Here is an 18,902-nt window from a genome sequence, read left to right as displayed (position 1 = left end):
TAGACACAAAACTACATCAAAAACTTTGGTTTCATATAGCGAAACGCTAATTACAGCTACGTCAATAGTGTTATTAACTAGTCGATCAGCAGTGGTTGTTTGGAACGATGATCAAGAAAGGCAGACGTATAGCAACGCCAAAAGGGACTGTAGGAATAGTGGCGAGATAAGCGCTCAATGGCTTACCAGCATTTCTCAGCAAGCCATTGATAAAGAAGGGTTTGATAAACTATTAGCGTTAGCTGTGAATTTTTCGGTAGCGGGCTGGCGGCATACCGTAGAGGCGGGAAAATGCCTGGGTAAAGCTGCTTTGGCTGGCAAATCCCGAGCTTTGCGCCACCTGGGCCAGGCTTAAGTGAGACTCTTCAATAAGCTGTTTCGCCATCTCCAGACGCTTTTTCAGGACATACTGATGCGGTGTCACGCCTGTCTGTTCTTTGAACAAATAATGAAACTGGCTTTCACCGAGGAATACCAGCCCGGCCAACTGTGTTACAGAAATTTTACGGGTAAGATGCTGAAGTATGTACTGATCGATAATATCCATATTCAGCCGGTAGCTCTGGCGATCGTCGTTTAACGGCTTAAAATGACGCTGCAGCACGCACAACAAAGTATCGGTGCAGGCCTTGCTGAGCAGCAGATCATCAGGATGGGCAGTCATCTCTGCCGTCAGCGCCTGAATCAAATTCTGTGCCTGACTGTCAAGATGAAAATAACTCGACTGGTCAAATAACCGGGTCATTCTTTCCTGCGAATAAGAAGGCTGCAATTGATCAACGGGCACATTCAAGACCAGGATCTCGTTTTTACCGATCCCGGAAAACGCGTGCTCCGAATCTGCCGTCACCAGACAGCCCTGACCGGAGCAAACAAGGTTACCGTAGCCTTCGATATCAAACTCTGTCTGGCCGGACAGTCCGATCACGACCTGGTTATAACCATGATTGTGGTGATCCATTTGCTGTGGCAGAGCGACAATTTCAGAGGGCTTAAAATTCGCGTGTTTGGATTTAATTTCCATATGTCATTAATAACATAAAAGGTGTCATCTATTTTCGGGCCAGAATACCATACCCGCCTGTAGAACCAGATAGATATCTGATGATATAGCCAGTAGCGATCAGGCAATCATTATTGACACCTCTTAGTATAGATGACGGTGATCACCATCCCTCCCCAGGAAGCGGGCTGCTACCGGAAAAATGATCAAGAACAACTTTTTTACGGCCGTTGTCTTTTCAATTTACCGCAACAGCTCCGATCCAACACCACAATCCACCAATGCCATCCCATCCCCAGGGGTCCCTCGCCCGGTCACACAACCGCTCTAAGCATGATTTATCCTTGTTATTCAAATAATTAAGCTCAATATTTCTATAGTACTCACTGACAACAGGTTTATCCTTCATCGTTGCCCAGCCCCTTCATTCACTGAAGCATGATCATCAGCCTTGATCATTTTTCCATAACAGCAAGGATCAAAACGATGATCACGCTTGATCATCGTTCCAATTGAAATGACACTCCCCGTTAATTAGCCTGTCTTGATCATTTTTCCGGGATTCTATACCGCAGGCTGTATACCAGTGAATGCCCGGACCAATATCAGCAGAGGCAAGCTTCATCAGGCGCCAGTAATTGAACTTGCAGCCTCTTGATCATCGCTTCGGAAATGATCATAGTCGCTATCTAGCTATCGTGGTTCATGTTAATAAACTGACCCCACCCCGCACTCATTACTGCCTATCGCTCAATAAGAGCATATCAACAGTAGACATATAAACATTGTCACCCAACAGGCCAATGCACATTATACTTCCTGCGTCAATAGGTGATTTCCCCCCTTATATACAATACGCCTGTAAGCTATAGTTCGTTCCGTAGACAGGGAACATACTTCACTGTTCAGTGTCTGCAGTATCCAGCATTGGATACATGCCAATGAAGTTCCTTTGATATACACCCTCATATTAAAGAGATGAACTTAATTGGATACCTCTTCTACACGTCGTACAGGATTGTGCTCTTCGGAGTCAAACTCTTGTCTTTGCCGGTCTTTATGACCGGCTTTTTTTTAAAAAATACACAAATATGCCCAATATACCGTCATCTGGTTATTGTAAGATTTCTTCTTTCTATTAAACTCTGTACAGTCAATTAACCAAGCCAATTTCATTAGGCAAAAAGAGTGAAAGATAAAGTCGACCCTTCTCTACTACATATTTTTAATCAGCTTCCTGGGTGCTGGGGGTGTAAAGATAAAGACTCGGTCTTTATTTATGCCAATGAAGAATATGGGAAAATTATTGGTGTCGACCATCACCTCGATTGTATTGGTCGAACTGATTTTGATATGCCGAGCCCGACAGTCGAATGTGCCGATTCATTTAGAGAGCAGGATAACCTTGTCCTTTCTACGGGGAACAGAATGCGTGTCCTCGATATTCATCCTTATTCAGATGGAAGCTGGCGTGCACATTTATTCACTAAAACACCGTGGAAAGATGAGCAGAATGAAACCGTCGGTACGATTTTTTCCGGTGTCGAGTTAAAAGATACGGCCATCCTTGAAGTCGGCCATTGGATCTGCCGCGCGGCAGGGTTAAGCAATAAAGAGCAGGCGTCATTCAGTCTTGATCTGCATAACCAGGCGGTGAGCTTGAATACTCGTGAATCGGAAGTTCTCTTTTTGCTGCTTTATGGTAAAAAACCGCAATATATCGCCAAGGTACTGAATGTTTCGGTGAAAACCGTTGAGAACTATGTTGTTCGCCTGCGCGAAAAGTTCAATGCGAACTCTAAAGGCGAACTGCTGGACCTGGCCCTTGATCTCGGCTTTGGCTCTCATATTCCGGAAAGTATGCTCAAGCGCCAGCTGTCTGTCATCCTAAAAGAATAACCGGCAGCAACAAACACTCTCGTTTCATGCACTCTTAGTTTGAAATTTTGCCAATGCAAGTCTGTTTCCAGATCAAATATTGCAGGTCAAACACCACCTACAATATCTGCAGAATTAATTAGCCCGAGTAATTAACTAGCCTTAATTGACTCCGTGGCTTGATATTATTATTTAACTGGAAACAAGTATGAAACAATTTACTATTACCTACGTTGTACATCCACATTTTAATATTCCGTGTAAATACGAAATAGCAGCAGAAAGCGAAATCGCCTCGATTCAATCAGCCGAGAAGGCATTAAGAATACGCCACCCTGAAGGGGTGAGTATTGTTACTAGCAATCAGCAGTAACCGGTTAATTCAGGATATATAAAAAAAGTGTAGCGGCTAGGCTACACTTCTTTATTTCTTCCATAGCCAATTAAGGGGCAAGACGATCAATTTCCCAATTGTCAGCTTCTTGTCGATACAAGAAACGATCATGAAGGCGGTTTTCCCCTCCCTGCCAGAATTCTATCGAACTGATTTTCACCCGGTAGCCTCCCCAAAAAGTGGGTAACGGCACTTCACCGTTCGAGAACTTCTGTTTAAGTTCCATAAACTTACTTTCAAGTGCCTGGCGGGCAGAAATTCGGCTGCTTTGCTTACTGGCCCATGCCGCAAGCTGGCTTTCTTTAGGACGCGACGTGAAATATTTCATCACTTCCATCTTAGACAACTTCTCAGCCTCACCCGTGATATGTACCTGACGCTCAATAGCGTGCCACGGGAAATGCAGGCTAATTTTGGCATTATGGTCCAGGTGCATCGCCTTTCGACTACCGAGGTTGGTATAGAAAACAAAGCCTTCTTTATCATAGTGTTTTAGTAACACGATACGCTGATACGGCTGACCGCTATCATCCACAGTAGCCACCGTCATTGCCGTCGGATCGCTCAAATTTGCCTCAATGGCCTGCTTCAGCCACTTATCGAATAAACTCAGCGGCTCATCTGGTAAATCATGACGACGTAAACCACCTCGCGTGTATTCGCGACGAATATCAGACAATTCCATTGTTAACTCCGCTTCTTAGTCATTCTGGGGGAAATTGTGCGCTTTGGCTCTAGGAAAAACAAGTTCCTTCATTGATCTGAATGATTTTTAAAACTATTTATCGAATAGCAGACCACTTCATTTCATCTCTGCTAGCTGGTTCGTGTTTTCATCGGGTAAAGTTTGCTATACAAGCCCATAAAAATGCCACGGAAACGTCAAGTGCAGAAAAGTAAATGCCTCGCCCTTATTGTAGTTGTCGGTCTGATACTCAACGTTCTTATCGCCCAGTTAACCTACCAGCAGGTCAAACAGCATCTGGCAGACAAAATCTCCCTTGATGTCGACCTACTGGGTCAGAAGCTGGATGCGCAACTTATGCGCTATAGCAAACTACCCGAGGTGCTGGCCAATGATCCGCGACTCTCGCAACCTTTGCTGGCCGATCCGACATCACCGACAAAGGCCGAACACTATCATCAAACCAGCCAGCTGCTCCAGCAGTGGGCGACGACGCTGAGCGCCGACACGATTTACCTGATTAACCGACAGGGAGAGACCCTGGCTGCCAGCAACTGGCAACAGCCTGACAGTTTTGTCGGACAAAACTATGCCTACCGCCCCTACTTCCGCGAGGCGATTGCAGGCAATCCCGCCCAGTACTTCGCACTGGGTGCCAGCTCTGATAAACGCGGCTATTACTTTTCTGCGCCAATCTACCATCAGCAGTCTGTTATCGGTGTTCTGACCATCAAGGTCGATCTGTCGCTGATTGAAGATATCTGGCAATACGAAGACATCGAATACGTCATTGCCGATTCGCAGGGCGTGGTATTCTACAGCTCTGAGAACAGCTGGCTGTACCGGTCGCTGATCCCGCTGGATGATACCCAAAAACAGCGGATCCTGGCATCACGACAATATGGCAATGCCAGGCTCGACCCACTCACTGGCTACGCCCGGCTTGATAAACTCAGACATAATGAAACCATTGATATCCAACCGTCAGCAGATGAGAAAAGCGCTGCTTATGTTGTTGCCAACCATGAAATGGCCCAGGCCGGGTGGGCAATTTTCGGCTTCAGCCCGATCCGTGCTGCCTATCAGTATGTGGCCCAAGCCGTACTCATGTTCAGCGTATTTTACTTTCTTCTGAGTCTGGCCGTAACCTCATGGTGGCAGACGCTGCAGGCACAGAAGGCGCTGGCACAACTCAATGACAAACTCGAACAACTGGTGGTGAAACGAACCAATACTCTGCTTGAAAATAACCAGCGGCTGAAAGATACACTAAGACAATACGAGCGTAGTCAGGCGGAGCTGAAGCAGACCCAAAGCGAATTGGTGCAGGCCGCCAAGCTGGCCATGCTGGGTGAACTCTCGGCTAGCATCAACCATGAAATTAACCAGCCGCTCGCCGCCATGCGCACCTATGCCGAGAACTCGCGCAAGCTCCTCAGCAAAGAGCGCTATGATTCAGTCGCCAGCAACATCGACGAAATCATCAAGCTGAACCAGATGGTCGCGGATATTATCGCGCGCTTCAAGGTCTTCGCCCGCAAGGGCAGCGAACATAACAACCGCACCGTCGCGGCAGATTCAATTCGCTCGGCAACCAGTCTGCTGCGTAATAAACTGATAAAGGAAGGAGTGATTCTCCGTGTCGGCGACTTGCCGCCGGATATACTGATCAATGCCGATGCAGTGCAGGTTGAGCAGGTTATTATCAACTTGCTCCATAATGCTATCCAGGCATTGTCCTCGGCACACCAGCCGCAAATTGGCATTCAGCTGGCAGCCCTCGACAACCTGGTCGAAATCCGTATCTGGGACAACGGGCCGGGCCTGGATGATGATCAGAAAAAGCGGATCTTCACGCCATTCTTTACCACTAAAAACGATGGGCTCGGGCTCGGGTTAACGATTTCCCGCCGGATCATCGACGCCTTCACCGGCACGCTCACAGTTACCGACCACCCTGGCGGCGGTGCCGAATTTGTGATCACTCTTCCCCGTAGCACTGAGGACACTCAATGAACCAACACGTAATTTTTATTGATGACGAAAAATCCATCCGCGATGCGCTGGGGCAGACATTAGAACTAGAAGACTACGACGTCACCTTGTTTGCAAGTGCCAAACCCGCACTAGAAATGCTCGACAGCCAATACCCCGGAGTGATTATTTCTGATATCAACATGCCCGGTATTGATGGCATCGACTTCCTCAGGCAGGCACTGGCGATTGATCCCGAGCTATGTATCATTCTGCTTACCGGCCACGGTGACATTTCAATGGCCGTCGACGCGATGCGGCTCGGTGCCTATGACTTTCTTGAAAAACCGTTCTCGACAGACAACCTGCTTGATGTTGTCAAACGTGCGGCGGACAAGCGGGAGCTGGTGCTTGAAAATCGGGATCTACGTCGCGAGCTAGAAGCGCAAAGCGGCCCCGGCCCGAGGATTTTGGGCAACACACCACAGATGAAGCAACTACGCCGGATCCTTTCCCACATCAAAGATACCCCGGCAGACGTCATGATCCATGGCGAAACGGGAACAGGAAAGGAGCTGGTCGCCCGCTTCCTGCATGATCATAGCGTTCGCCAGAACCACCCGTTTGTCGCGATTAACTGCGGGGCAATCCCCGAAACCATGATCGAAAGCGAATTATTCGGCTATGAAGCGGGCGCCTTCACCGGCGCGCAGAAGAAGCGCGTCGGCAAAATTGCCCATGCCAACGGAGGAACATTGTTCCTTGATGAAATTGAGTCAATGCCGATGTCGCTGCAAATCAAGCTGTTGCGAGTGCTCGAAGAAAGGGCGGTGGAGCCGCTTGGCAGCAACAAAACGGTTCCGCTAGACATCCGCATTATTGCCGCCACCAAGGACGATTTAAAGCAGATGAGTGATCGCGGGCTATTCAGGCACGATCTCTATTACCGTCTGAACGTAGTCAGCGTTGATATTCCGCCACTTCGCGAACGCAAAGATGATATTCCAATGCTGTTCCAGAACTTTACCCGTTCGGCTTCTACCCGCTATGGCGTCGAGCCGCCCTCTATCAACCTGGAACAACAGCAAAAACTACTCGAGCATGACTGGCCAGGCAATGTGCGGGAGCTACGAAATCTGGCCGAACGCCTGATTTTGATGGGAGATACAACGACACTCAGTGACAGCAGCCAGTTTAGCGATGCGCCTTTAATCCACACGCTGGCAGAGCGGATGAATCAGTTCGAGTATACCTTGCTCAGCGATGCCTTGAAGCGCCATAACGGGCGTTTGAAGGAGGTACAGGCAGAGCTGGGGCTCGCGCGAAAGACGCTGTATGACAAGATGAAAAAGCACCATATCGACAAGGATGACTACAAGGCAACAAGCTAAGCACACAAAACCGGATGCGGCACGGATAACGGTTCCGTGCTTCATCGCCTACTCTGCATGCCCTCTCCCCCGGCCCACTGTAACATTCACGCTGTTTCAGAATTACTTCGAAGTACCTTCAAAATCTGTTAGCGGAGAATAAATCTGCACAGTGGCAGACAGGAACTTTTGATAAATTGAGTGCATATGTACAAAATTTGTCAGCGTCGCAAACCGCAAAATCTCATAGCCCCAATATCGCTCGGCGCATGCCTGAACAATACACCGCTATCGCTAGAGTATGTCATATGTCTTTATACAAACAGTTAATCTCGTGGATTCTGGCAATCTTCTTCCTGTTTACCTTAACTGTTACTGTCAGTGCGTTTTTTTCACAGCGGGATCAAATAGCAGCACAGGCCTATACGCGCCTGAATCATGATTTGCTCAGTCTCGAAATCGCCCTGACCCCGTTTCTAGGCGATCAGGATTCGCAGCAGCTCGCAGACCAAGTCAATCAAGTTTTTGCCAGCCAGGACTGGCAGCATCTTCGCCTTAACCTGTTCGCCACCAAAGAACACATTGAAATACAGCGACCATCCGACTTACAAGGTTTGCCGAGTTGGTTTATCAACCTGAACCTGTTTGAGCCGCTCACCAAGTCGAACACCATTAACAACGGCTGGGAGCGATTGGCTACACTGTCCATCACGGCCGATCAGACATCACTGTACCGCCAGCTGTGGCAATCGACGTGTCAGTCTCTTGGTGTAACTCTGGTATGCCTAGTTGCCGGCCTCCTGCTTCTCCTGTTGGTGCTCAAAAGAAAACTCAAGCCGTTAGACAATATCGTCAACAAGGCAAAAGATCTGTCTTCGAATCAATTTGGGGCGCCTATCCCACTACCTCACACGTACGATCTCGGGATCATCGTCAAAACTATCAATCACCTTTCCACCCAGCTTGAAGCCAATTTCAAGGCCCAGGCCCGCGAGGCCGCAAAACTAAGAGAACAGGTTTACCGCGATGGCGTATCGGGGATGGGAAACCGAAATTTCTTTATCAGCCAACTTAACTCCTGGCTGACCAAGTCAGCCAAGGGCGGTCTGGCTTTGGTTAAGACATCGCTGATTGATGATTGTTACCATAATCAGGGATTTGAGAAAGGTGACCAGCTTGTCAAAGATATCGCCAACGGCCTTAACGAAGGGATCATCTATAGTGACATTACCCTCGCACGCTTATCCTATGACGAATTTGCTCTGCTTGCGCCCGGCATCAGTGCCGAGAAGCTCAAGATAATCGGCGAAACGATGCTGACGGTTATCGACGAGTTGCAACCGGAGCACGCAAAAACCACACCGCATACAGCGCATGTCGGGCTGCTACTTAACAGCCAGCCGTCAAGTTCCAGCACCCTGCTTTCCCAGCTCGACAATGCCCTGAGCAAAGCAGCCCTCACGCCACAGCTTCCCATTGCATTTATTGATGAGGCTTCGACCCAAATAGCCCTCGGCAAGCAGCAGTGGAAGTCATTGCTGCTCGAGGCCATTGACAATGATCTTTTCTCTTACCATTTCCAACCGGTCGCCAATGACAAAAACGGGATTTATCATCATGAAGTGTTCAGCGCGATAAAAACAAAAGACGATGTCTATACTGCCAGCCAGTTTCTCGGTGCCATTGAGGATCTCGCCATTGGCAGCTTGTTCGACCGCCACATTGTTGCGCAGCTTATCAACCGTCTCAATGCTGATCATCAGCTTGGTCCTCTGGCGATAAACATCACCAACAGCAGCATCAGTGACCCCGCCTTCATTCGCTGGCTTAGCCAAATTTTGGATAAAAATCAGAGCTTATCCTCGCGTCTATTTTTCGAGTTACCCGAGGCCAGCTTTGTCCGCCATCCCGATGCAACCAGTTTGCTCTGCTCTGCCATCCGATTCTACAAGTTCAGATTTGGTGTCGACAACTATGGCCGTCACTTCAAATCCCTGGACTATCTAAAAGAGTTCCGCCCTGACTACGTAAAGATTGATTTTGCTTATACCCACCAGTTAAACGATCAGAATAAATCCGCTCTCTTGTCATCAATTTCCAGAACCGCCCATAGCCTCAACATTATGACCATTGCTACCCGCGTCGAAACAGAAACACAGCTTGAGCGGCTCTCCGAACTATTTGTTAGTGGATTTCAAGGCTTCATCATCGAGCGGTTCAATACCAGAGCAAGAGCCGAAACTCACAGCGGGCATGTGAGCTAATGTTATCCCGTGTGAAAGGAGATTTGATAAGAGGTTGGTCGCTGATAATTTACAGTGTAAATAACACGGATTAACAGTTAAGCGAAACAAGAATTGACATGATAAAAGCGGATTGTTTTCGATTTACAGTGTAAATAGCTTATCAGTTGTAGGGAAGCCTTTGGAGTGTCCGATCACGATAGGCAACCATAGAGGGGCCATGCTCTTGCAGTATGTTGAGTTTTTCCTTCTCAATCTGGCACGTCACCCCCGAGAACAACCGCCCGATCGCAGTAATTGTGGTGTTGCTAAGTTGCTCGTCGTAATCCTGACGTAAATTTTGATAGGACATATTAAGCTCGGCCATGCGTTGCTTATGAAGCTGTATCGAGGACTTCACCTTCTCAACCAATTCTGGCGGGCGCTTCGAAGACGGGATCTTAAGAAGCTTATGTTGTGCCTCCTTGATTTTATGCACTTTCGCCTTTTCATCTTCAATCAGCTGATATGCCGTATTTAGGGTATCTCGTAGGGAAGTATATTGGGTGAATGCAACAATTTCAGTCGGTACCCCGGCCAAAGCGCCAATATTGAGCGCCTCGACGCCCAGCCCGGTTTCAATATAGCCGCCACTCAAGGTGCCATGACGCTTTATTTGGTCAACAACGCTCAATGCTCCCTTGGTACGGATTATACAGTGGAGGGCATGAAGGGAAAAAGAGACATCCTGGCCGGCATCAATTTCAACAAACTGAGCAAACTTGCTGGTTACCTTGCCATTTGCCTCGAGATAACACGGAAGATGCTTGCCGTCCTGCTGGCGGCCAATCACTCCCTTTGCGACAGCAATATCACCACCGGCCCTTAATTCGCCCAGCTCGACGAACCCACTAACGACAATGTTGCCGGTCGCGCTTACCTTCATGCCCGGTGTAACGTCGCCGGTGATCAAGATACTGCCGTCGAAATCAATATGGCCGGTGGTCACATTGACGCCTTTCAAGGTCAGGGCATCATCAACCTGCATACCACAAGGCTTTCTTAACGGGACACCCGATTTAGTGGCAACAAGAACATACTCGTCATCTTCACAAATTGCCGTACCGTCACCGGCTTCAAACGCCAGCTCATTACCGGGAATTGCGGTGATCTCCTTGCCGAGCACGTTAAAGCCGTTACAACCCTTCGTTGCTGGTATCAGCTTCATAATTGGCTGGCCAGCCTTAACCGTGATTAACTCTCCCAGATCAAGCATATCGACCTTGCCGTCATCTGTTGATTGCGGGCGCAGAATTCGTTGGCTAGCATCATTGACCAGAGGCTCGAATGCGGTATCAGTACCGTGTACGGGAAAACGACCGAAAGCGACAGGCATCGTCAGCTTTTCACCGGGAGCGAGTTGTTTTGACTTCATCAGCAGCTCCTGCAACTTAGCTTTGCGGATCCCCTTTACGATATGGTTCTCTTTTAAGGCATCAATCAACATATTTCCGGTGATCTGGGTACCACCATATGCCCCAATTACAGTAACTGAGGTTTTCATGAGATCAGGATCTGTCTTGATTAGCAATCCGGCATCGCGTCGCTCTGCTATGACGAATTGCTGAAGCTTGACCTCAACGTCGCTGTCAGCCGGTTTGGAATTGATAACTGACAAGGCAGAATCGATTGCGTTGTCGAACAGGAAGAAATCGATCGCTTGAAGGTCGACCAGCTCAGTGGCGATGTCGCTCCGGGTTATCGCATGCTCAGCATCTTCGCCCAACGGCTTGGCGATCAAAGATATCGTCTGACCATCTTGAGACAGCTGAAGAAGCTGTGTCGGCATAGAGCACTCCCTAAAACTTATAGCATCACCATAACGGTCTTATAGCCCATCTTAACCTAACCACATACAAACCATGTACATGCCAAGTCACAGATCCGTTAGCAAATTTATCGAGAAGTGTAAGAAATTATGCTTTAAGTGAGGGAAAAAATGTTGTCGGCGTGGCACTAAAACAACGATATACAGGATTCTATACTGATCGCGGATGGGTACAAGTTGACACACTGCAAATTTTTTTTGGGTAGATTTCCACCCAATATATTTTCAGCAAAATTCGTCCATAATATTAAAGTTAATTTTTTCAAAGGTTTACAGAAATATAACTGAAGGTTAGTTCTGGCACGGAAATAGCATTGATAAGGTAATCCCTAGGACTGCTTAATATCCATTGCTGCTGTTCCCCCCGATTGAGCAGCAATATCTTAGTCCAAATTCGCCCCGGTTTTCGGGGCTTTTTTTTAATCGTAGTCAATCACGAGCCGCATCAACTGCTCATCGGTCAGCCAGGTATTCGAGTGAAACTTATATTGAAAAGTACCCTTATCACTGCTGTTAACCGGAGTGAGGTATCCCGTCAACTCATAAAATCCCTGCAGGCTGAGCTCGTAAGAGGCCTTAAGCTCCAGACGCTTTGAGGACTGCAGATACAGGCAGCGTTTGCTCAAACGCGAGACTGTGACACGGGAGCCGATATCAAACCGGCTGATATCACTATGAATTGAAGATTTATGAAGCCTTGCAGCCAACCCACCAAGGCCAGGAGAATAGGCAATGTCTGGCTGGACGCAGTGATGGACAGGTGCCATCATCTTTTCAAGGGCTTTGGTATGTACTTTAACTAGACTCATGACACCCCCATAAACTCTCATTTCAATCAACTTTATGGGCCGAATTTACAACAAATAATTCCTCCCTAAGTTATTTAACTCTAGACCAATTTTTGGGAGCAATACCAAATTTTTTCACCCTTATTATATGGAATGAAATACTGATTATGACGAGTGCAGAGTAGGATATGTGACGGGTTTGCGTTTCTACATCAACTGAATAGCGGCAAAATCTAGACAACAAAACAATCACCGTCTTTTGAACATCAAAAGTTTGCTTGGGTAAATTTACACTGTAAACCACTTTTTTGTTTATCCGCTAACCGCTATTTACAGTGTAAATACCAAATGAAATTACAACTCGGCAAATTCCTCGATCGACGGCTGTCCTCGCTCCTGGAGAAACTCAAGAAAGCAGCGAGGATGATGAGTGACAACCTGTTCAAGCGGAAAGTTGACCCTTGCCAGTAATTTGGCAACCTGGCTGAAGTTACCGACATCGTGAGCGAAATGAGCATCCGATCCGGTAGTCAACCGAGCTCCAGCCTCGCGGGCAAATGCTGCAATCTGCTCGCAGCGAGGTTCGCTGCCCTGGCGAGAGCCGCTCAAGGAAGAATTATTGATTTCAATAAGAACGTTGTATTGCGCCGCAGCCGACACAACCGCTTCAAAATCAAAATCAAAATTCGGGTTGCCGAGATGCCCAAGGGCATGGATCCGGCCCGAGCGTATGACATTTAACAAGGTGTCAGTATGCGACTGGCGTGAAGAAGGCGAATAGACAGGTTCATGCAGGCTCCCGATCACCCAGTCAAGCTGTGACGAGATACGCGGGTCAATATCAATCTCGCCATCTTGGTTCAGGACATTTGCTTCAATGCCTCGAAGAATACCGACCCCATGAAGAAAACGGGGCAATACCCGCTGATTGGCAAAATGCCAGAAATGCGGTGCGCCCGGCATGCTCGGCGCATGATCAGTCACACAAAATAATGACAGCCCTTTACTCGCTGCCGCCTCGGCGTTTTCAAGCAACGTACTATAAGCATGCCCACTGGAAATAGTATGGGTGTGGGTATCAACTGAAAATTGCATATGCTCAGCTCCTTATACAAGAAATAGAATTAGCGAAAACAGACTCGCTCTGCGTACAAGAGAATCGATATTATTGAGCCCGCAGGCTAACATACTCGCGTAACGACTTTTCGGCCATTTTACGGCTGGTGAATCCATAGTCTGACACAATCGTTGACCAGGGCTGACGCTGTAATATCTTAGCCACAGCCATGTAGTCGTTCGTATCTAGTGCCTGCTGCTTACCCGAAAGATAGTCAGATAACCACATTTCCAAACTTGCCACCACTAGATCGTACCCCAAACCGCCATTGGCATAGATACGCACCTGCAGGTCACCAAGGTGAGTATTGTAATGTGGCAGTTGTGCCACCCCATCCAGTGCAAAGAAATATAACTGGCTAAACAACAGAGTATCAAGATCACGATACTGTTCGACACGCTGGGCGTTAAGATTGGCGGCAAACAAGCTTTGTGCTTGCCTTACCCAGGTCTCTGACTCAGGAGAAATAGGCTGGATCATCAACAATGAATGGCTACCACTGGCGGCATCTTTACTGACACCAAGTCGTACAGGGGTATATCCGGCTTTACGCCAAAATTCCACAAGCTCTGATGCCATTCCAAAACTGGTACCAAGGTAGTCAAGTTTCTCTGCGACCGCCCAGCGACGGCAATGCTGCAGCAAAAGCTGCCCGATCCCTTGCTGTTGTCTGTCGGGGTGAACCGCAATGCGAAGCACCCGGGCACAGCTCTGTATGGCCGCGGAGTCTATCCCTATATGGGCAGCAACAGACTGCGCCAACAAGTGACCTTTAGGCCGCCGCTGCCCCAGCATCACTTGTCGCGCCAACTCCGGAGTAAAACCACCTTCAATACTCAGCAGACAACAACCAACAACGTGGTTCTTTGTTTCAGCGACCACGAGATGAATAGCGTCATCATCCAGTAACTGGACAAGATCAGCCGGAGAGGTTTGATAATGTGCATTGACCAGCAAGCCAAACAACTGGGACAGGTAAGTTTCGTCACCAAGCAGAGAATCGGTCGGAATATAACGATATCGAATATCATCACTATTCACTACATCTGAATCTGTATCAAGAGCAGCATACTCGGCATCAAGCAGAAGTGTATTAAAGACCCATTGCTCAAGCGGATCATTATCAGCCCAGCGTATCGGCTGGTTGATTTTAAGCTGTCGCCATTGGGGCGTAACAACATCGAGCTGCTGGCAAAATTTTATAGCAAACCCACGTCCGGTCCCTTCGTAACCATGAACCGTACTGGCAAACGCAATACGATTATAATACCGCAGTAGCTTGTTCAGCATCGGTGCCGGAATAGCCGCAGCCTCGTCGACAATCAAAAAATCTAATGCCGGCTTGTCAGACAACAAGGCATCGGGGGCAAGAAATACCAGCTCACTATCACCCAATACCAGCCTGCCCAGTGGCGCATTGTTGATTCCCAGCCGCCGCGCGGCGTGAGCAAACAACGTCTCGGTATTAGCATAAGCCGGAGCCGTCACTCCAATTCGCATCGTCCGTTCTGACATCAAACTTGCCGCAGCGATACCAAGTGATGCCGATTTACCGCGACCGCGATCTGCCGTCAGAACCAGCGGCCGCTTTCGGTGACCCGTAACGACACGTCGAATAGCCGCTACTGCCCCAAATTGTTCACGGGTAAGGCAACCAAACTCGTCATCTGAATAATCCCCTTGGCTAGACGACACAACAGGCAATGGCGGCAAAGGCAAGCCTTGGCGCAGTTGAATAACATCAGGCAGTGAGAGTAATCCAGTCAAGCGGCGGATAAACGGTGACTGCTCATCGGTTTGCCGAAACCAAGTGCTCGGTGCCAGCAACAGCAGCACACCACCACCTGTAACGGTTCCCGAGAGCGCGCCAAGCGCCTCGGCGTCAAAGGCGTGTTCGGCATTGAAGATCAGACAGTCGCATTCACGGCCAAGAAACTGTTTGGCCTTCTTTAATCTGACGGAAGGAATATGTTCGGGCGATGTTTCGCCTGCCCACAAGGGATGCTGGTAGCGCTGAAGAAATGCACCAACCAGTTTATTAGTCCAGCCAGCGTCGCCTTCAATAACGACTAGATAACGGATATTGGCCTGCTTGGCGTTCTCGCTAAGGGCGTGACAAAAATGGATAAAATCGGACATTACAACACTCAACGGTTACTCACCCAGCGATCATAGCATGCCGGTGATAACGGCGGCGAGGCTAATGCTCAATAGAAAGCAGTCATCTAGCTTGAAATAAAAAAACCACGCCAGGCGTGGTTTTAGAAGCATATCCAAGATCTGAAATAACGGTTATTTCAGATAATCCGAAAGGTATGCCAGGATATCGTCGGCCTGTTTCTCGCTTAGCTTCTTAAGCTTAAGCTGCAGTTTGTCGCCATCACGGGTAAAGCTGACTTTCCCCTTGATCAACTCCTGCGCCTTGGGTTTTTCAATCTCAACTTTCGGCTGCAGCTCATCACTGATCTGTTCAAGCAACATCGTCACTTCGCGGGTAATACGCGTAATACCCTGAGCATCGATGGTTTTCCAAATCGCCTCGTCCCCGACTGTTAGCTTGCTCACCAGCAGATCACGCTGCTCGTCGTTCAAGCCAAAAAACATACGGTGCAGTTTAACGATAGTTGGTCGACCCAACTCGCCGACACTCGGGTAGGCCATCAGCAGCTCCATCGGCAGGCTCGCTGCCTTCAACGCACCACTGACCAAAGCCTCGCTGCACTGACAATACTTCGCCAGTTCTTTCTGATCGGCGACTTTGCCTGACGTCAGCAACAGCTGCATCTCCTTGCCTCGTTCATACAACGACAGTGGCTTGTGGGCATTTGCCACATCAGACAAAAACTTGGCATGCTCGCCATTGATCCCCTTGGCGACATAGATTAAGAAATCCTTGCCAGCCAGAATACAGGACATACGACGGCGGCTACCGTCAAGCACCTCGATATTGCCGTTGTCTAGCCAGCGCCCGACCGCGGGATACTGCTGTCCGCGATCCTTGAGCGTGGTCAAAATATCAGCCAGGGCGTGTTCGTTCAAAAACGCCTGCTCACGGGCATTTTCGGCAAATACCTGGGTGGTTGATTCCACCTCGCCAGCATTAACTTTCACCAACTCGAACGCAACGGTATCTTCACCGGCAACAGCCAGCTCAATGACAGAAGCTTTGTCGCGAGCCGCTTTCTGCGCTTCGTTGACGTTCGTCGCACGGCGTTTATCCGCTTTTCCGAACAGACGAGCATTCAGATCTTTGGTTTTAATTGCCATCTGCTATGTTACTCCTGATTCAAATTCGCCCAGTGACTATGCATGACGCGCTCTAGCTCGAGCCCGACTCGCTGAATTGCATCCTGGGCGGTCGACAAGGTTTTCTTACCACCTTCAAATTCTGCTGCGGTCAGATCAAACACGGTACTGTAGGTATCCGCACAGGTCTCGAAGGCACGGCTACGAGGTACAGTAGCCATCATCACCTGGTCACGCAGTAGATAGTTCATTTCCGTCAATACCGAGACCTGTTTCTTGTTGTCATCCTCGAACATGGTCGGCATCAGGCGTATGAACTCAAGGCCATGCCATTCTTCCGGGAACATCTCGTAAACAGTCGGTAAATGCTGGAAAAAATTAACAGTAGACGCCCAGTCAAGGCGCTTGGCCGCACAAGGAATGATCAGCGCATTCGAAGCATACATGGCATTCCAGACCAAGGGATCAATGTGCGGACCGGTATCAATCATAATAACGTCAAACTCATCGGCAATCGGATCGATGACCCGCTCCTTGAGCAATCGGACAATATCCAAATCCTGGTTTACCGCCAAGTCCTGCCATGCGTCAGCATTAAACATTGCATCTTCAGGAAACGCGGCAATGGTCTTCAGGTTCGGATACTGGGTAGGCATTACCACATTATCCAACAGGAAATCCTTATCCATTTCCTGACCTTCAGGCACATTGCCCAGCATCACATCAACCGCCGAATAGATAGTTTCCTGCTCACCGACACTGATCTGCGGGTTGAGGAACAAACGCAGAGAGCCCTGCGGATCAAGGTCAATAAGACAGATGCGATAACGCTTATCAAGATCAAGCGCCAGGCAGGCTGCCAGGTGCACCGCCGTCATCGACTTGCCTGTGCCCCCTTTCTGGTTTTGCACATTAACAATCCACGGCTTGCGACCGGCGCCTTCTCGCTCATGGAATGCCGGCTTTTTGGCTGCATCCATAAGCTGATGCGCTTCTTCAAGCGTAATCGAATAATGGTTGGCATTGTTCTTGGTAAACTGATGGCCCGTTGCCTCGACTCGGGAAATGGCATCATCGAGCTTGCGGCGGGTGAGGCCAGAGCGTGTTTCCATCAACGCTTTGGACATCGGCGGGAAAAGCTCTTCACGGCGTTCTTCTAAAACGATCTCGATCCGGTCTGCTTGTACCTGCTTGGTTTGCTCTGCAATATTGAGCAAGTTTTGAATCGTCTGTTCCCTATTCATTGTTATTGTTCGCCATTATTAGTTTTGGCACACATTGTACAGCAAAACCCAATACATACAATAAAAAGCTGAACGTGCTAGTGTGATATTGTTCTCAAGTAAAAATAAGCTAAGCGAACAAAAAACCGAACTTCCATATCGATTTTACTGTCACTTTTTCGAGGGCAATGATACGAAAAGAACAACCTCACAAAAGTGTTACAGCGTCACTATTTTACAATGTAAATTGTAGATCAGGGCTATTTTCTCCGGAAGCGTGAAATTATCTGCTCAATTTACGGCCAGTGTCATTTCAATCTCTGCTATCGCTTTATCACAACATACAGTAGCCAAATTTCAGTATGAAAAATCTAAAATAAACAAAATCAGGCTGAAAACGATAAAAACGGCTTAGTCCCTGGAACTGAACAACAATCCGCCAATGCAACTTGATCATTCTTCCAGTCAAATGGGCCCGTTCTGAAACGATGATCAAGGTAATAATCAATGTAAAAGCGTTCATCTCACACACTCTGATCACAACGAGAGCAACGGAAAAATGATCAAGATGAAGATCAACCTGCTTGCCGGCAAACAGGAGCTTCCGGAAGCATGAACATTTAACGCTAATTTACGGTGAATGCAGATTGCAACAGGCCTGAAACCGCCTTTCCGGCCCAAAATCAGGCAATACTCGACAGGGAGACTATGTTTAGACAATAAGTTGAAATACAGAGCCAACGGCTTGATCATCGATCCGAACACGGACACATGAAGATTGAGCTCTAAATTACGGTGAGTGCAATTTGAATTTTGGTTAATTAAGCACCAGTCACCAACATAGCAGTAGGATCCAACTTTGAACGTACACTGCTATGATCATTTTTCCGGGCCAATCTTTCGCTGAAAAAGTGAAATTGTACCGCCGGAGAGGATCTACACTGAATAAACCTGTGGATAACCTGTTTTAATATCATGATCATCGTTTCAACATCGTGATGATCATTGTTACGCTCGACTGATGATCATCCTTCCTGAGGCTCTATGATCATCGTTTCTGATAAGTTATGATCAGCGTTCCGGCACTATGTTGATCATCTTTCCGTATTAGCAT

At 48.1% G+C, this 18,902-nt stretch carries 13 protein-coding genes; 5 read left to right on the top strand and 8 right to left on the bottom strand.

Annotation, left to right across the window (positions count from 1 at the left end):
• Positions 1–238: 238 nt before the first annotated feature.
• On the bottom strand, positions 239–1,024 hold the full coding sequence (locus EIZ48_RS08200) for an AraC family transcriptional regulator (RefSeq protein ID WP_160649995.1): 786 nt from the start codon (positions 1,022–1,024) through the stop codon (positions 239–241).
• A 1,167-nt stretch (positions 1,025–2,191) separates the two neighbouring features.
• Here EIZ48_RS08200 and EIZ48_RS08195 point away from each other — a divergent pair.
• Positions 2,192–2,902, top strand: coding sequence for a PAS domain-containing protein (locus EIZ48_RS08195; protein ID WP_160649993.1), 711 nt, complete (start codon positions 2,192–2,194; stop codon positions 2,900–2,902).
• Between the two features lie 187 nt (positions 2,903–3,089).
• Positions 3,090–3,254 carry an addiction module component gene (locus EIZ48_RS08190; protein ID WP_075766664.1) on the top strand — a complete coding sequence of 55 codons (165 nt, stop codon included), beginning with the start codon at positions 3,090–3,092 and terminating at the stop codon, positions 3,252–3,254.
• A 70-nt stretch (positions 3,255–3,324) separates the two neighbouring features.
• Here the strand turns inward: EIZ48_RS08190 and pdxH are convergent, their stop codons facing one another.
• Positions 3,325–3,960 (bottom strand): pyridoxamine 5'-phosphate oxidase, encoded by a 636-nt coding sequence (gene pdxH / locus EIZ48_RS08185; RefSeq protein ID WP_160649992.1) that lies wholly within the window; start codon positions 3,958–3,960, stop codon positions 3,325–3,327.
• Positions 3,961–4,161: 201 nt separating this feature from the next.
• On the opposite strand from pdxH, the gene EIZ48_RS08180 reads away from it, so the two are divergent.
• From EIZ48_RS08180 to EIZ48_RS08170, 3 genes are all read left to right on the top strand, one after another.
• Positions 4,162–5,976, top strand: coding sequence for an ATP-binding protein (locus EIZ48_RS08180; protein WP_160649991.1), 1,815 nt, complete (start codon positions 4,162–4,164; stop codon positions 5,974–5,976).
• Complete coding sequence (locus EIZ48_RS08175; RefSeq protein ID WP_160649989.1) at positions 5,973–7,325, top strand: sigma-54-dependent transcriptional regulator; 1,353 nt, start codon at positions 5,973–5,975, stop codon at positions 7,323–7,325. The genes EIZ48_RS08180 and EIZ48_RS08175 overlap by 4 nt, the downstream gene beginning before the upstream one ends.
• A 287-nt stretch (positions 7,326–7,612) precedes the next feature.
• Positions 7,613–9,568: a bifunctional diguanylate cyclase/phosphodiesterase gene (locus EIZ48_RS08170; protein WP_160649988.1), complete on the top strand. Its 1,956-nt coding sequence runs from the start codon at positions 7,613–7,615 to the stop codon at positions 9,566–9,568.
• A 142-nt stretch (positions 9,569–9,710) separates the two neighbouring features.
• On the opposite strand, the gene EIZ48_RS08165 is transcribed toward EIZ48_RS08170, so the two are convergent.
• From EIZ48_RS08165 to EIZ48_RS08140, 6 genes are all read right to left on the bottom strand, one after another.
• Positions 9,711–11,375 (bottom strand): flagellar assembly protein A, encoded by a 1,665-nt coding sequence (locus tag EIZ48_RS08165; RefSeq protein WP_160649986.1) that lies wholly within the window; start codon positions 11,373–11,375, stop codon positions 9,711–9,713.
• Between the two features lie 458 nt (positions 11,376–11,833).
• Positions 11,834–12,223: a hypothetical protein gene (locus tag EIZ48_RS08160; RefSeq protein WP_160649984.1), complete on the bottom strand. Its 390-nt coding sequence runs from the start codon at positions 12,221–12,223 to the stop codon at positions 11,834–11,836.
• A gap of 333 nt (positions 12,224–12,556) precedes the next feature.
• Positions 12,557–13,297 carry a phosphatase gene (locus tag EIZ48_RS08155; protein WP_160649982.1) on the bottom strand — a complete coding sequence of 247 codons (741 nt, stop codon included), beginning with the start codon at positions 13,295–13,297 and terminating at the stop codon, positions 12,557–12,559.
• Between the two features lie 70 nt (positions 13,298–13,367).
• Positions 13,368–15,458 (bottom strand): tRNA(Met) cytidine acetyltransferase TmcA, encoded by a 2,091-nt coding sequence (locus tag EIZ48_RS08150; RefSeq protein WP_160649980.1) that lies wholly within the window; start codon positions 15,456–15,458, stop codon positions 13,368–13,370.
• A gap of 153 nt (positions 15,459–15,611) precedes the next feature.
• On the bottom strand, positions 15,612–16,586 hold the full coding sequence (locus tag EIZ48_RS08145; RefSeq protein ID WP_160649978.1) for a ParB/RepB/Spo0J family partition protein: 975 nt from the start codon (positions 16,584–16,586) through the stop codon (positions 15,612–15,614).
• An 8-nt stretch (positions 16,587–16,594) separates the two neighbouring features.
• On the bottom strand, positions 16,595–17,809 hold the full coding sequence (locus EIZ48_RS08140) for a ParA family protein (protein ID WP_160649976.1): 1,215 nt from the start codon (positions 17,807–17,809) through the stop codon (positions 16,595–16,597).
• Positions 17,810–18,902: the final 1,093 nt, after the last annotated feature.

The sequence above is a fragment of the Photobacterium alginatilyticum genome (assembly GCF_009910675.1).
GTDB lineage: Bacteria > Pseudomonadota > Gammaproteobacteria > Enterobacterales > Vibrionaceae > Photobacterium > Photobacterium alginatilyticum.
Note: the sequence above shows the minus strand (reverse complement) of the source record. Positions and strands in the feature narration are given on the sequence as shown.

What these genes read in the sequence shown, in the direction of transcription:
- EIZ48_RS08190 (WP_075766664.1), top strand. Translation starts at nt 3,090, where the DNA reads ATGAAACAATTTACTATTACCTACGTTGTACATCCACATTTTAATATT.
- EIZ48_RS08150 (WP_160649980.1), bottom strand. Translation starts at nt 15,458, where the DNA reads ATGTCCGATTTTATCCATTTTTGTCACGCCCTTAGCGAGAACGCCAAG.
- EIZ48_RS08155 (WP_160649982.1), bottom strand. Translation starts at nt 13,297, where the DNA reads ATGCAATTTTCAGTTGATACCCACACCCATACTATTTCCAGTGGGCAT.
- EIZ48_RS08200 (WP_160649995.1), bottom strand. Translation starts at nt 1,024, where the DNA reads ATGGAAATTAAATCCAAACACGCGAATTTTAAGCCCTCTGAAATTGTC.
- EIZ48_RS08170 (WP_160649988.1), top strand. Translation starts at nt 7,613, where the DNA reads ATGTCTTTATACAAACAGTTAATCTCGTGGATTCTGGCAATCTTCTTC.
- EIZ48_RS08140 (WP_160649976.1), bottom strand. Translation starts at nt 17,809, where the DNA reads ATGAATAGGGAACAGACGATTCAAAACTTGCTCAATATTGCAGAGCAA.
- pdxH (WP_160649992.1), bottom strand. Translation starts at nt 3,960, where the DNA reads ATGGAATTGTCTGATATTCGTCGCGAATACACGCGAGGTGGTTTACGT.
- EIZ48_RS08165 (WP_160649986.1), bottom strand. Translation starts at nt 11,375, where the DNA reads ATGCCGACACAGCTTCTTCAGCTGTCTCAAGATGGTCAGACGATATCT.
- EIZ48_RS08145 (WP_160649978.1), bottom strand. Translation starts at nt 16,586, where the DNA reads ATGGCAATTAAAACCAAAGATCTGAATGCTCGTCTGTTCGGAAAAGCG.
- EIZ48_RS08160 (WP_160649984.1), bottom strand. Translation starts at nt 12,223, where the DNA reads ATGAGTCTAGTTAAAGTACATACCAAAGCCCTTGAAAAGATGATGGCA.
- EIZ48_RS08175 (WP_160649989.1), top strand. Translation starts at nt 5,973, where the DNA reads ATGAACCAACACGTAATTTTTATTGATGACGAAAAATCCATCCGCGAT.